The 12,658-nt window shown below is 73.1% G+C and carries 11 protein-coding genes; 6 read left to right on the forward strand and 5 right to left on the reverse strand.

The window, feature by feature from the left end:
- Positions 1-289 precede the first annotated feature (289 nt).
- Together AB0M92_RS04650 and AB0M92_RS04655 are read left to right on the forward strand one after the other, a co-directional pair.
- Positions 290-868, forward strand: a complete 579-nt coding sequence (locus AB0M92_RS04650) for a sigma-70 family RNA polymerase sigma factor (protein ID WP_366100622.1) — start codon at positions 290-292, stop codon at positions 866-868.
- Positions 865-2,178 carry a zf-HC2 domain-containing protein gene (locus AB0M92_RS04655; protein WP_366100623.1) on the forward strand — a complete coding sequence of 438 codons (1,314 nt, stop codon included), beginning with the start codon at positions 865-867 and terminating at the stop codon, positions 2,176-2,178. The genes AB0M92_RS04650 and AB0M92_RS04655 overlap by 4 nt, the downstream gene beginning before the upstream one ends.
- Before the next feature lie 49 nt (positions 2,179-2,227).
- Here AB0M92_RS04655 and purU read toward each other — a convergent pair whose 3' ends face one another.
- Both purU and AB0M92_RS04665 read right to left on the reverse strand, forming a co-directional pair.
- Positions 2,228-3,103, reverse strand: coding sequence for a formyltetrahydrofolate deformylase (purU, locus tag AB0M92_RS04660; protein WP_366100624.1), 876 nt, complete (start codon positions 3,101-3,103; stop codon positions 2,228-2,230).
- Between the two features lie 28 nt (positions 3,104-3,131).
- The gene (locus AB0M92_RS04665) at positions 3,132-3,578 is read right to left on the reverse strand and encodes a hypothetical protein (protein ID WP_048476148.1); all 447 of its coding nucleotides are present in this window, start codon (positions 3,576-3,578) and stop codon (positions 3,132-3,134) included.
- 325 nt (positions 3,579-3,903) lie between these two features.
- On the opposite strand from AB0M92_RS04665, the gene AB0M92_RS04670 reads away from it, so the two are divergent.
- Positions 3,904-5,052 carry an ABC transporter substrate-binding protein gene (locus AB0M92_RS04670; protein ID WP_366100625.1) on the forward strand — a complete coding sequence of 383 codons (1,149 nt, stop codon included), beginning with the start codon at positions 3,904-3,906 and terminating at the stop codon, positions 5,050-5,052.
- A gap of 15 nt (positions 5,053-5,067) precedes the next feature.
- Here the strand turns inward: AB0M92_RS04670 and AB0M92_RS04675 are convergent, their stop codons facing one another.
- Both AB0M92_RS04675 and AB0M92_RS04680 read right to left on the reverse strand, forming a co-directional pair.
- Positions 5,068-6,603, reverse strand: a complete 1,536-nt coding sequence (locus tag AB0M92_RS04675; RefSeq protein ID WP_366100626.1) for a hypothetical protein — start codon at positions 6,601-6,603, stop codon at positions 5,068-5,070.
- Between the two features lie 104 nt (positions 6,604-6,707).
- The gene (locus tag AB0M92_RS04680) at positions 6,708-8,087 is read right to left on the reverse strand and encodes a transcriptional regulator (protein WP_366100627.1); all 1,380 of its coding nucleotides are present in this window, start codon (positions 8,085-8,087) and stop codon (positions 6,708-6,710) included.
- Between the two features lie 220 nt (positions 8,088-8,307).
- Between AB0M92_RS04680 and AB0M92_RS04685 the strand changes: the two genes are divergently transcribed.
- The 3 genes from AB0M92_RS04685 (at position 8,308) to AB0M92_RS04695 (ending at position 11,628) form a co-directional block, all read left to right on the forward strand.
- The gene (locus AB0M92_RS04685; protein WP_366100628.1) at positions 8,308-8,988 is read left to right on the forward strand and encodes a bifunctional DNA primase/polymerase; all 681 of its coding nucleotides are present in this window, start codon (positions 8,308-8,310) and stop codon (positions 8,986-8,988) included.
- Between the two features lie 139 nt (positions 8,989-9,127).
- Complete coding sequence (locus AB0M92_RS04690; RefSeq protein WP_366100629.1) at positions 9,128-9,970, forward strand: ABC transporter ATP-binding protein; 843 nt, start codon at positions 9,128-9,130, stop codon at positions 9,968-9,970.
- Positions 9,967-11,628 carry a transporter gene (locus AB0M92_RS04695; protein ID WP_366100630.1) on the forward strand — a complete coding sequence of 554 codons (1,662 nt, stop codon included), beginning with the start codon at positions 9,967-9,969 and terminating at the stop codon, positions 11,626-11,628. Before AB0M92_RS04690 ends, AB0M92_RS04695 begins: the two co-directional genes overlap by 4 nt.
- A 107-nt stretch (positions 11,629-11,735) precedes the next feature.
- Here AB0M92_RS04695 and AB0M92_RS04700 read toward each other — a convergent pair whose 3' ends face one another.
- Positions 11,736-12,620, reverse strand: a complete 885-nt coding sequence (locus AB0M92_RS04700; protein WP_366100631.1) for an alpha/beta hydrolase — start codon at positions 12,618-12,620, stop codon at positions 11,736-11,738.
- Positions 12,621-12,658: the final 38 nt, after the last annotated feature.

Consider the following 12,658-nt stretch of genomic DNA (forward strand, 5'->3'; position numbering starts at 1 on the left):
CCTTCACATGTGCGGTGGAGTTCAGTTCAAGACAAGGCAGGAGCGTAAGGCCTACGTGGCCTGCCCGTTAAGCGAAGTCGTCAAGCAGACGGCCGCATCGAACCCGCGCACGGGAAGCGCGGCGGGGCGCGTACACCAGTGCCCATGTGCCGGGGCCCGACCCACCGTTCACACCCCGCACCGCACCTATCACGCAGGGCACTCTTCCTGGGCCCCGTTCCTCCAAAACGGGCGCGAACCCGCCTTTGGCGACTACATTCGAGGCGTCGACACACGGCTGGGGGCAGTTATGCCGAAGGACGTACCACCGCGCTGGGACCGCCGCATGCAGCAACGCCTCGCCCGCGGCGAGGCCGCCGCGCTCGGAGAGCTGTACGACCGCTTCGCCTCGCTCGTGCACAGCCTGGCGCACCGCGTCCTCGGCGACGAGGGCGCAGCGGACCGGATCACCCGCGAAGTGTTCGGCTACATCTGGGAGAACCCCGACGCGTACGACCCCAAGCAGGGCTCCATGCGCTCCTGGGTCGCCCGGATCACCCAGGGCCAGGCCGTGGCCCGGCTGCGCCAGGCCGAACTCGGCCGCGGTTCGCGCGAGGAGCTCGAACAGAAGGTGCGCAGCGCCAGCGCCGCCGCCCGCGCCGACTACATCGTCACCTCGATGCCCGCGCCGCTGCGCGCCGCGCTGGAACTCGCGTACTTCAAGCGCCGCGACTACCGGCAGGCCGCCGCCGACCTGCGCATCAGCGAGGACGAGGCCCGGCGCCGGCTGCGCCTGGGCCTCCAGCTGCTCTCGACCGCCAACGTCCTCCCGCAGGAGGACACCGCTGCGCCCGGATACGGCCCGCCAGGATATGGATCGCCCCGATGAACGGCCCCGCCGACCCGTCCGACGAGGGATACGAGGAGCAGCGCCCCGGGGGTCCGGCGCGCATACCGGGTCCGCGCGGGGCCGCCGACGACCTCGATCCGCGGCACGCCCCCGACCCGCGGCACGCCCCCGATCCGCGGCACGCCCCCGATCCGCGGCACGCCCCTGAGCCGCTGCCCGAGCCACCCGCCGCGACCGGGCCGCCCCAGCCGCCGCGCACCCACGCCGTGCTGAAGTCCCTGCTCGGGGCGTGGGCGCTGGCGGCCTGCTCCGCCGAGGAGACCCAGGCGGTCGAGGACCACCTCACCGAGTGCGCGCAGTGCGCCGAGGAGGCCCTGCGCCTGCGCGACGCGGTGGGCCTGCTGCACCCCGAGGACAATCTGGACCTCAAGCCGCTGCTGCGCTCACGGGTCCTGGAGGACTGCCTCGGCAAGCGGCCCGCCCGCATCCCGGTGCCCGCGTGGGCGAACCCGTACGACACGGAGACCGCGCGGCTCGACGCGCTGCTGCGCGACTTCGGCGACTCGGAGTGGCAGACCCCGGTACGGCTGAAGTGGTTCGAGGAGGAGCAGCGGCGCACGCGCCGGACCACGGTGGCCGGGGTGATCGGGCACCTGCTGACGGTGGACGGGCTGATCGCGACGGCGCTGGGCCTGGACGACCCGCTGGGCCCGGAGGCCCCGGCCGGCGCGACCGACCGTACCGAGCACTACTGGAGCTCCGCCGAGCAGCCGATCACCCGGCGGATCCGCGAGCCGTGGCGGGAGCAGGGACACACGCTGCTGCGGACGGTGTCGTTCGCGGGCCGGGGCGTCGGGGACCTGTCGGTGGACTACGGGACCTTCGCGCTGCCGCTCGGGGACGCCTTCCTGGAGCGGGCCTTCGAGTGCTGGGTGCACGCGTGGGACATCGCGGAGGCGGTGGACTACCCGTACGACGCGCCGTCCGGGCCGCACCTGCACCGGATGATCGACCTGGCGGCGCGGCTGCTGCCGAGCGCGCTGGCCCACCGGCGCCGGGCGGGCCTCGCCGCCCCGGCGCGCGGACTGGTCGCGGCGGGCGCACCGGGGCGCACCCTGCACCTGGAGATCGAGGGCGCGGGCGGCGGCAGCTGGGACATCGCCCTGGACTCCCCGGCGGCGAAACCGTCGGCGGAGCACACGGTGGCGCAGATCGCGATGGACGGCGCCGAGTTCTGCCAGCTGGCCGCCGGTCACATCTCCCCGGAGGAGGCGGCCGTGGGCCAGCACGGCGACCGCGAGGCCATCCGCGACGTCCTGTTCGCGGCGGCCTCGTTGAGCCGCCTCTAGCCGACCGTGCTCCGCCGGTCCGATCCGGCGGAGCCCGGGCCGTCTCGGGCTACGCGAAGACGACCGTGCGGGTGCCGTTCAGGAGGACGCGGTGCTCGCTGTGCCACTTCACGGCCCGCGCCAGCGCCTGGCACTCCACGTCGCGGCCGATGGCCACCAGCTGGTCCGGGGTCACCTCGTGGCCGACCCGCGCGACCTCCTGCTCGATGATCGGGCCCTCGTCCAGGTCGGCCGTCACGTAGTGCGCGGTGGCACCGATCAGCTTCACACCGCGCGCGTGCGCCTGGTGGTACGGCTTCGCGCCCTTGAAGCTCGGCAGGAAGGAGTGGTGGATGTTGATGATCCGCCCGCTCAGTTCCTTGCACAGGGTGTCCGACAGCACCTGCATGTACCGGGCCAGGACCACGAGCTCGACGTTCTCGTCGCGGACCAGCGCCAGCAGCTGCGCCTCGGCGTCGGCCTTCGTCTCCTTCGTCACCGGGATGTGGTGGAAGGGGACGCCGTACGAGCGCACCAGCTCGGTGAAGTCGGTGTGGTTCGAGACCACGGCCGCGATCTCGACCGGGAGCGCGCCGATGCTGGAGCGGAACAGCAGGTCGTTCAGGCAGTGCCCGAACTTCGACACCATCAGCACGATCCGCATGCGCTCGTCGGAGCGGTGCAGCTGCCAGTCCATCCGGAACGAGTCGCCGATCGCGGCGAAGCTGGCCCGCAGCTTGTCGAGCGTCACCGGAGCGTCGGCGGAGAAGTGGACCCGCATGAAGAAGAGGCCGGTGTCGTGGTCGCCGAACTGCCGGCTGTCCTCGATGTTGCATCCGGTCATGAACAGGTAACTGGACACGGCATGCACGATGCCCTGCTTGTCCGGGCATGACAGGGTCAGTACGTACTGCTGGGGGGCCTGGGCCTGCGGGTCGTCGCTCATGACCCCACAGCCTTTCACACCCCGCGGCTCACACCGCGCGGGTCAGAATCCTCAGCACTTCCAGCGACCGCGGCGGCGCGTCCGGTTCGTCCCCGTCCGCCGTCGCGAGCCGTACGTGCGCCTCGCGCGCGGCCCGTACCGCCTCGGGCCAGGCGTGGTGCTCCAGGTAGGCGGAGACGGGGGCGTCGGGCCCGACCTGGTGCAGGATCCGCAGCACCCGCAGCACCGCGAGGTCCACGAGCGCGGCCTCCTGGGAGTCGCGGAATATCGTGCCGACGTACTTCTCGGCGGACCAGCTGTCGAGCCAGGTGTCCTCGACGAGGCGGTACACGGCGTCGGTGACGTCCCCGTACCCCTCGCCGCCGGCGAGCCAGGTCTCCTCGTGGAAGACCGGGTCGGAAAGCATGTGGAGCGCCGAGCGCACGTTGCTGCGCCAGCGCCACCAGGGCATGTCGTTCAGGGGCATGCCGCCCATGGTGGAGGAGCGGCCACCTCGGCGGGAAGGGTTCTTCGAACCTTGGGCGAATGTCACGCTTGCGATGTTACGTTCACGGCTTGCGCGATCTTGAAGCACCTGTGCGCAGCACCTCCCCCGCAATTCACCTTCACGTCACCCCCTGTTGTGTCCATCTCACTCTCCAGTTACCCACGGGGCGGAAGTGTGCGTGGACATGACCGAATGGCGACGCACGGCTCCACTGACCCGCACCTTGGCGGCAACGGCGATGGGAGCGTGTCTCGTCTCGGGATGCGGGGTGCTCCCCGGGGGCTCGGGGGGCTCCGGGGCGACCATCACGGTCATGACGTTCGCGCCGCAGGACACCAACGCGACCAACATGCCGGGAATGCCTGGAATGGCCAAGGCCTATGAGGCCTGGGTCAATTCCAAGGGCGGGATAAACGGCCACAAACTACGTGTTCTGACCTGCAACGAGAAGAACACCCCGACCGGCGCCGCCGACTGCGCCCGCAAGGCCATCGACGAGAAGGCCGTCGCCGTCGTCGGCTCCTACAGCCAGCACGGACGCGCGTTCATGGCCCCGCTGGAAGCCGAGGGCATCCCCTTCATCGGCGGCTACGGGGTCTCCTCCGAGGAGTTCCAGAGCACCCTGTCCTACCCGGTCAACGGGGGCCAGCCCGCGCTCCTCGCCGGCGCCGGACAGCAGCTGGGCAAGGCCTGCAGCCAGGTGGCCATCGTCCGCCCCGACACCCTCGCGGGCGACTCCATGCCGATCCTGCTCAACGCCGGGCTGAAGCTCAACAAGGCGCCCGAAGCCGACGACATCCGGGCCGCCGAGGACTCCGCGGACTACATCGCGCAGGCCCGCGAGGCACTGGCCAACTCCTCCGGCGGCAAGGACCGCGGCTGCGTGAGCGCCGTCCTCGGCGAGCGCACCGAGACGTTCTTCGACGCGTTCCGGCGCGAGGACGCCAAGCACAAGAACCCGCAGATCTCCTCGGTCCTCGGCAGCGTCAGCCAGGCCGTGGTCGACCGCACCGGCGGCAAGGAGAGCCCCTTCGAGGGCGCGTACGTCACCAGCTGGTACCCGGTGTCCACGGACGCGCTGTGGGAACCGATGCGGAAGGTGATCGCCGAGCACGCCTTCGGCAACAGCGCCGTCGACGCGGACGACAGCGGGACGCAGACCACCTGGATCGCGTACACCGTGCTCAGCGAGACCCTGAAGCGGTTCAAGTCCGACGAGGACATCACCGCGCGCAAGGTGGCGCGCACGCTGAACCAGGGGGAACCCGTCAAGACCGGCGGGCTGACCCCTGACCTGAGCTGGCGCTACAAGGACATGCGCGCCGTCTCCGGCTTCCCGCGCATGGTGAACGGGCGGGTCAACTTCCAGGTCGTCCAGGCGGGCCGGCTCGTCGCCCAGCAGGGCGGCGAGCCGTCGATGGACATGACGGAGACCCTGGAGCAGGCGCCCCGCGCGGCGTAGCGGTCCGTCCTGCGGTCAGAGCTGGGACTTGTCCCGCTTGGTGAGGCCGTACTTGGCCGCGATCGCGTTCCACATGGTCGCGGCCGACTCCTTCGCCCTGGTCGCCTCGCCGCTCGCCTTGTTGCCCTCGCCGGCGTTGCCGGTGCTCTTGGCCTGCCCGTCCTTGCAGCCCTTCTTGTCGGCGGCGGTGTCGTCCGCCCAGGCCGCGTAGCTGTTGTCGGCGGACGCGGAGGACTGCCAGGCCTTGGTGAGCGCGGCGGCCAGCTTCGCGTTGTCGGGGAGCTGGTCCATCTTCAGGTCCTGGAGCCGGGTGACGAGCTCCTCGCGCTGGCGGGCGGCGTCGCGCAGGTCGGCGGCCGCCTGGCCGAGGTTGCGGCAGCCCTTGATGTCGTCGACGGAGCGGATCACGGCGGCGCGGCTGTCGTTGCTGTCCGCGAGGACCTTGTCCAGCTGGACGGCCTGGGAGCGGGCCGGGTCCACGGGCGCCTCGCCGGCCGCCGCGGCCGAGCTTCCGGCACTGGGGGGCGCGGCCGCCGCCGCGGGGTCGTTGTTCTGCTTCTTGCCGTCGCTGAGCAGCGCGCCGACGCCGAGCCCGACGACGGCCAGGCCGATGACGACGGCGGCGATCACCCAGGCCGGCACGCGGCGGCCGGCCTCCGGCTGCGCCGGGGACGGGGGCGGGGGCGGGGGCGGGGGCGGGGCGTACTGCGGATGCTGCTGGTGCTGCTGGTGCTGTGGGGGCTGGTGAAACTGCTGGGCCTGCGGCGGTACGGGCCGCTGCCCGCGCGGCGGATACCCCCGCGGAGGCTGCGGGCGCAGCACCGGCTCCTGCACGGGCGGCATCTGCCGCGTGTGCCCGGCGTCGGCGCCCTCCTCGCGGAACAGCGCGTCGAACCCGTCGGCGATGGGCGGAATGTACTGCGTGGCCGCCTCGCCCGGCCCCGCCCCGCCCGGTACCGGCGGGATGTACTGCGTGGCCGCTTCGTCGTGCGCGGCGCCGGACGGCACCGGCGGGATGTACTGCGTCGCGCCCTCGTCGTGCGCTGTGCCGGACGGGACCGGCGGGATGTACTGCGTGGCCGCTTCGTCGTGCGCGGCGCCGGACGGCACCGGCGGGATGTACTGCGTGGCGCCCTCGTCGTGCGCGGAGACGCCGAATCCCGGCGGGTAGGGGGCCGCCGCCTCACCGGGCCCGGGCCCGGCAGGGACCGGCGGGATGTACTGGGTGACCGCCTCGGGCAGCGGCGGGTAGCCGTACCCGTGCGGCTCCCCCGGCCCCTCGTAGCCCGGCCCCACCACGTGCCCGGCCGGGGCCTGCCCCGACACGGGCGGCCGGGCGTACGCGGGCGAGCCCGACGGCTCCGGGCCCAGCGGCTGCGGCTGCGGCTGTCCCGGCTGGGCCTGGCCGGCCGCCGGCGGGTAGCCGTACGCCGGCCGGCCCGGCTCGGGCTGCGCCGGCGGCGGGTAGCCGTACCCGGGCTGCGGGTACGCCGGGTCGGGGTCCCACGGCGTGCCCGCCTGCGGGCTGCCGCCCTGTCCGCTCTCCGTCACCGGGACTCCTTCGCCGACTGCTCCGGTATTCCGAACCGTCGGCTCACGCTACCCGGTCAGCCCCCGCCACCGGAGGCCCCCCGTGTGCTCTCGTGGAGCATCCCCTACGCCACCACCTCCAGCCGCGCGGTGAATTCGCGCGCCGACGGCTCGTCCCGGTACGGGGCGAGCCGGGTCCGGAAGTCGTCCAGGTACTCCGCGCCGCGGTTCGAGCGGAGCCCCGACAGCAGCTCGGCCGCCTTCGCGGCCGTCTGGCACGCCTGCTCCACCTCACGCTGCTGCACCTGTGCCGCCGCCAGCAGCAGCAGCCCGATCGCCCGGCGCCGCTCCTTGCCCGCCGGAAGGCCCCGCAGCGCCTCCTGCGCCTGCCGGGCCGCCGCGTCCGCCTGGCCCAGGTCCCGGTGGCAGTGCGCCAGCTCGTCCGCGAGGTACGCCGCGTCGAAGTGCCGGATCCACACCGGGTCGTCGCCCGACTCCGGCTCCGCCCGCTCCAGCGCCGTCACCGCCCGCGAGGACAGCACCGCCGTGGCCCGGGTGTCGCCCAGCAGCGCGTGCCCGCGCGCCTCGGCGGCGTAGAACATCGCCTCCACCCGCGGCGTGACCTGCCCGCGGGTCCCCTCCTGCGCGGCCCGCGCCAGCTGCGCGATCTCCCGCGGATTGCCCAGCTCCGCCGCGAGGTGGCTCATGGACGCGGCGAGCACGTAGCCCCCGTACGCCCGGTCCCCGGCCGCCTGCGCCAGCCGCAGCGCCTGGATGTAGTAGCGCTGCGCCAGACCCGGCTGGCCGGTGTCCACCGCCATGTACCCGGCCAGCTCGGTCAGTCTTGCCACCGCGGCGAACAGCGCCCGCCCGACCGGCTCCCGGTAGGAACCGCCGATCAGCCCGGACACCACCGAGTTGAGGTAGTGCACCACCACCGGGCGCACGTGCCCGCTGCCGAAGCGGTGGTCGAGGTCCTTGAGGGCGTCGGTGGTCGCCCGCACCGCCTCCACGTCCGGCATCCCGACGCGCGAGCCGCCGCTGCGCGCCACCTGCGCGTCGGCGCCGGTGATCAGCCAGTCGCGGCTCGGCTCGACCAGCGCCGAGGCGGCCACGCTGGAGCCCGACAGGAAGTCGCGGCGGCCCACGTCGCTCCGCCACAACTCGCTGACCTGCTCGATGGCGCCGACGACGGTCGGAGAGAACTGCAGGCCGATGCCGGAGGCGAGGTTCTTGCCGTTGGCCATTCCGATCTCGTCGATGGTGACGGTCCGGCCGAGTTTGCGCCCCAGCGCCTCGGCGATGATGCCCGGCGCCCGGCCGCGCGGCTGCTGACCGCGCAGCCACCGGGCCACGGACGTCTTGTCGTAGCGGAGATCGAGGCCGTGTTCGGCCCCGCACATGTTGACGCGCCGGGCGAGCCCGGCGTTCGAGCACCCGGCTTCCTGGATGAGCGCCTGAAGCCGTTCATTCGGCTGGCGCGCGACGAGAGGCCTGGCTGCCATGAAAACCCCCAGTAGCCGCGGGTGATCGTTGGAATGATCACTTCCCGCCTGAGTTGCGGAGAATCATCCGCTCTGCGTCGTGTCGCTACCCAACTCCGGCGCCCCGACCTCCTACGCGCCCCCGCGCGTGCTCCAGTGCGCCCCGCATGCAGGATCGATGCTCCGGCCACCGGCCGGTTTACGCCCGTAACCCCGAGTGACCCCGAGAGTTGTGATGGGCGTGGAAGAGACCATCGGAGTCACGGAGACCGCACCCGTCCCCAAGCAGCGCGGCGAGCAGCTGCTGGACCATGCCGTGCGGTACGCGGAAGAACGGCACTGGGACGTCTTCGCCGGCACCTGGCTGGAGTCCGCGGACGGGCGGGAGGTGTGCTCCTGCGGGGCACAGGACTGCCCGGCGCCCGGCGCGCACCCCACGGTGAAGGACTGGGCGGCTCTGGCCACGGGCAGCGCGGTCCAGGTGCGGCGGATCTGGGCGAAGCGGCCCGAGGCCTCGATCCTGCTGCCGACGGGCCGCACGTTCGACGCGCTGGACGTGCCGGACTCCGCCGGGTTCCTGGCGCTGGCGCGCCTGGAGCGGATGGAGCGCACCCTCGGACCGGTCGCCCTGACGCCCGACCACCGCATGCTGTTCTTCGTCCTGCCGGGCGCCGGGGCGAAGGTGCCGGACCTGGTGCGCAAGCTGGGCTGGGCGCCCGCCTCGATCGACCTGGCCGCGCGGGGCGAGGGCGAGTACGTGGCCGCCCCGCCCACCCGCTTCGGCGGCCGGGGCTCGGTCCAGTGGGCGCGCCGGCCCACCCCGGCCAACCGGTGGCTGCCGGACACGGAGGAGCTGATCGCGGCGCTGGCGTACGCCTGCGGACGCGAGGCCGCGGCGGACCGGGACCGGCGGGGCGCCTGACCCGCATCACCGAGATCGCAGGTCAGACCCGGGATGTTCGTGCCCGGAAACTCATGACATAAGTAACTGCCCGGCCTTTCCCCACCCTCTTATGGTGAGAGGGCAAGACCACGGGGAACAGGACGAGAGGCAGGCGCACATGCCGGACCAGGCAGTTGCGACGGGCGGGGCGGACGGACGGGACGGCGCGCGACCCGCGCCGCCCGCCGGACGGGCGGCGGTGCGGGTCGAAGGCCTGTGGAAGCGCTTCGGCGAGCAGGTCGCGGTCGCGGGGATCGACCTGGAGCTGCCCGCGGGCCAGTTCATCGGCCTGGTCGGACCGAACGGCGCGGGCAAGACGACGACGCTCTCGATGGTGACCGGGCTGCTGCGCCCCGACATGGGGCGGGTCCTCGTCGCCGGACACGACGTGTGGAGCGACCCGGTCGAGGTGAAGTCTCGGATCGGTGTACTGCCCGAGGGCCTGCGGCTGTTCGAGCGCCTGTCGGGACGCGAACTGCTCGGCTACATGGGCCGGCTGCGCGGGCTGCCGGGCGAGGAGACCGACAAGCGGGCCACGCAGCTGCTGGACGTACTCGACCTCGCGGGCTCCCAGCACAAGCTGGTCGTGGACTACTCGACGGGCATGCGGAAGAAGATCGGCCTGGCCGCCGCCCTGCTGCACAACCCCGAAGTGCTCTTCCTGGACGAGCCGTTCGAGGGCGTGGACCCGGTCTCGGCGCAGACCATCCGCGGGGTGCTGGAGCGGTACACGGCGTCCGGCGCCACGGTCGTCTTCTCCTCCCACGTGATGGAGCTGGTCGAGTCGCTGTGCGACTGGGTCGCCGTCATGGCCGCCGGCCGGATCCGCGCCGCGGGCCCGCTGGCCGACGTACGGGGCGACGCGCCCTCGCTGCAGGCCGCGTTCCTGGAGCTGGTCGGCGCGGGCGGGCGCGACGCGGGCGACTCCCTGGACTGGCTCGGCGGGCAGGCCGCCCGATGAGCGCCGCGTCCGCCCCCGCCCCGACGGCCGGCCACGCCGCGGCCGCGGCCCCGGCCGCCGCTCCCGTGGTGAACCTGACCCCGGTCTTCGTCCGCCTCAAGCTCTCGCTGATCCGCAACGGGCTCAAGGGCTCGTCGAAGCGCAAGGCCGCCTACTTCACCTCGCTGGCGCTGTCGCTGGCGGTGGCCTGCCTCGCGATGCTCGGCCTGGCCGTACTGCACGGGAACGCGCACGCGGGCACGGTCGTCGTGCTGCTCGCGGCGATCCTGGCGCTGGGCTGGAGCTTCATGCCGCTGTTCTTCCCCAGCGGGGACGAGACGCTCGATCCGAGCCGGCTCGTCATGCTGCCGCTGCGGCCGCGGCCGCTGGTACGGGCCCTGCTGGCCTCCTCGCTGGTCGGCATCGGCCCGCTGTTCACGCTCTGCCTCGCGGTGGGCTCGGTGGTGGCCGTCGCGCGGGGCGCGGCGGGCATCGTGGCGGCCGTGGTGGCCGTGCCGCTGCTGGTGCTGGGCTGCGTCGCGCTGGCCCGCTCGGTGGCCACGGCCAACGTACGGCTGCTGAGCAGCCGCAAGGGGCGCGACCTCGCGGTGCTCAGCGGTCTGGTGATCGCGGTCGGCGCGCAGCTGGCGAACTTCGCGAGCCAGCGCCTGTTCCAGTCGGGCGGGCTGGCCCAGTTGGAGCCGGCCGAGGCCGTGGTGCGGTGGCTGCCGCCCGCGAGCGCCGTCGGCATGGTGGACTCGGCGAGCGAGGGCGCGTACGGGGTGGCGGCGGGCCAGCTCGCCGTGACCGTCCTCGCCCTGATGCTGCTCCTGCGGTTCTGGGAACGGAGCCTGACCTCGCTGATGGTCACCCCGGACGGATCGACGATCGCGGCGGCCAAGCCGGCGGCGGGGAAGTCCGCGGGCGGCACGGATGCCTGGGGGTTCCTGCCGGGCGGGCGGGCGGGCGCGGTCATGCAGCGCACGCTGCGCTACGTGGTGCGCGACCCGAAGACGAAGTCGGCGTGGGTGACGGCCCTGGCGGTCGGTGTGATCGTCCCGGTCTTCAACGCCCTCCAGGGCACGGGCTCGCTGTACCTGGCCTGCTTCGGCGCGGGCATGCTCGGCATCCAGATGTACAACCAGTTCGGGCAGGACACCTCGGCGTTCTGGATGGTCGCGCAGACCATCTCGACCCCGCGGGAGGCTTTCGAGGAGCTGCGCGCCCGCGCGTACGCCCTGGCGCTGGTGACCGTCCCGTACACGGTGGTGCTGACGACGGTCACCGCGTTGCTCGTGCACGACTGGAGGGCCTACCCGGCGGCCCTCGGCGTGGCCCTGGCGCTGCTCGGCTCGATGCTGTGCACGGGCGCGCTGGCCTCGGCCCGGTTCCCGTACTCGATCCCGACGGACGGCGCGTTCAAGAACGTGGCGCCGGGCCAGGCCGGGCTCGCGTGGGCCGGCATCTTCGGCGGCATGCTGACGTCGGCGGTGATCTGCTCTCCGGTGATCGCGCTGACGATCTTCCTCAACGTGACCGACCAGCAGTCGCTGACCTGGATCGTGCTGCCGCTGGGCGTGGTCTGGGGCACGTTCGCGGCCTGGGCTGGGCTGCGCCTGGCCGCCCCGACGGTGGCCAGGACCCTGCCGGAGATCCTCGTGGCGGTCAGCAAGGGCTGAGCGGCCGGCTGAGCGTACGGGCGTACGGAACTCCGTTCGGGAGGGGGTGACGGGCTACGGCCCGCCACCCCCTCCCGCGTTTCACGGTTCCGCCCCTCACGGGTTCCTCAGCGGGCGGCGCTTCTGATCTCGTCCAGGAAGGGTTCGAGAACGGCGCGCCAGGCCGCCGGCTGGTCGTAGTGGAGGTAGTGGCCGGCGTCGGGGATCTCGGCGTATCGGCCCGCCGGAAGGACGCGGACCATTTCCTGGGCCTCCGCGCGGCCCAGTTCGCCGTCGAGGCCTCGGACGACCAGGGCCGGGCAGCGGACCTGGGCCAGCTCCTCCCAGTGCGCGTCGTGGACCCAGGTCTCGCGGGCGGTCAACATCTGGTGGCGGGAGAACAACGGGCGCCAGCCGTCCGTGGCCTGGTGCATCACCTCGGCGAAGAAGGCGCCGCGGCCGGGGTCGGGACGCTCCACCCTGGGGTCGTCCTCGCCGAACCAGCGGCGGGCGGCGTCCTGGGTGGGGAAGGGGAGGGGCCAGCGGCGGAACCATTCCTCCCATTCCTCCTGGGAGGCCTGGCCGAGGGCGGAGGCGCGCATGTCGCAGATCACCAGGGCCTCGACCAGGTCGGGGCGGCGGGCGGCGAGCTGCCAGCCGGTGAGGGCGCCCATGGAATGACCGACCAGGGTCACGGGGGCCAGGCCGAGCTGCTCGATGACGGCCTCGGCATCGGCCACGAACGCGTCGCGCCCCAGGGGGGTCGTGGCGCCCGGGCCGGCGGCGGGGCGCTCGCTCCGGCCGTGGCCGCGCTGGTCGAGGGCGATGACGCGGCGGTTCGCCGAGAGCCAGCGGGCGGTGCCCGCCCAGTGGAAGGCGCGGCCCATCAGACCGTGGAGTAACAGCACCCGGGGCACGTCCGGATCCGGGGGCGCACTCGTGGGTGATTCCCGGAACTCCCAGGCGGCCAGGCGCACACCGTCTGCCCCTGTCACATCGATGCGCTGTACCACGGCAGATGCACCCCCTTCGCTCGCGGCCAGACTATCGA

The organism is Streptomyces sp. NPDC051582 (genome assembly GCF_040681715.1).
Taxonomy (GTDB): Bacteria; Actinomycetota; Actinomycetes; order Streptomycetales; family Streptomycetaceae; genus Streptomyces.

What these genes read in the sequence shown, in the direction of transcription:
- AB0M92_RS04650 (WP_366100622.1), top strand. Translation starts at nt 290, where the DNA reads ATGCCGAAGGACGTACCACCGCGCTGGGACCGCCGCATGCAGCAACGC.
- AB0M92_RS04655 (WP_366100623.1), top strand. Translation starts at nt 865, where the DNA reads ATGAACGGCCCCGCCGACCCGTCCGACGAGGGATACGAGGAGCAGCGC.
- purU (WP_366100624.1), bottom strand. Translation starts at nt 3,103, where the DNA reads ATGAGCGACGACCCGCAGGCCCAGGCCCCCCAGCAGTACGTACTGACC.
- AB0M92_RS04665 (WP_048476148.1), bottom strand. Translation starts at nt 3,578, where the DNA reads ATGGGCGGCATGCCCCTGAACGACATGCCCTGGTGGCGCTGGCGCAGC.
- AB0M92_RS04670 (WP_366100625.1), top strand. Translation starts at nt 3,904, where the DNA reads ATGACGTTCGCGCCGCAGGACACCAACGCGACCAACATGCCGGGAATG.
- AB0M92_RS04680 (WP_366100627.1), bottom strand. Translation starts at nt 8,087, where the DNA reads ATGGCAGCCAGGCCTCTCGTCGCGCGCCAGCCGAATGAACGGCTTCAG.
- AB0M92_RS04690 (WP_366100629.1), top strand. Translation starts at nt 9,128, where the DNA reads ATGCCGGACCAGGCAGTTGCGACGGGCGGGGCGGACGGACGGGACGGC.
- AB0M92_RS04695 (WP_366100630.1), top strand. Translation starts at nt 9,967, where the DNA reads ATGAGCGCCGCGTCCGCCCCCGCCCCGACGGCCGGCCACGCCGCGGCC.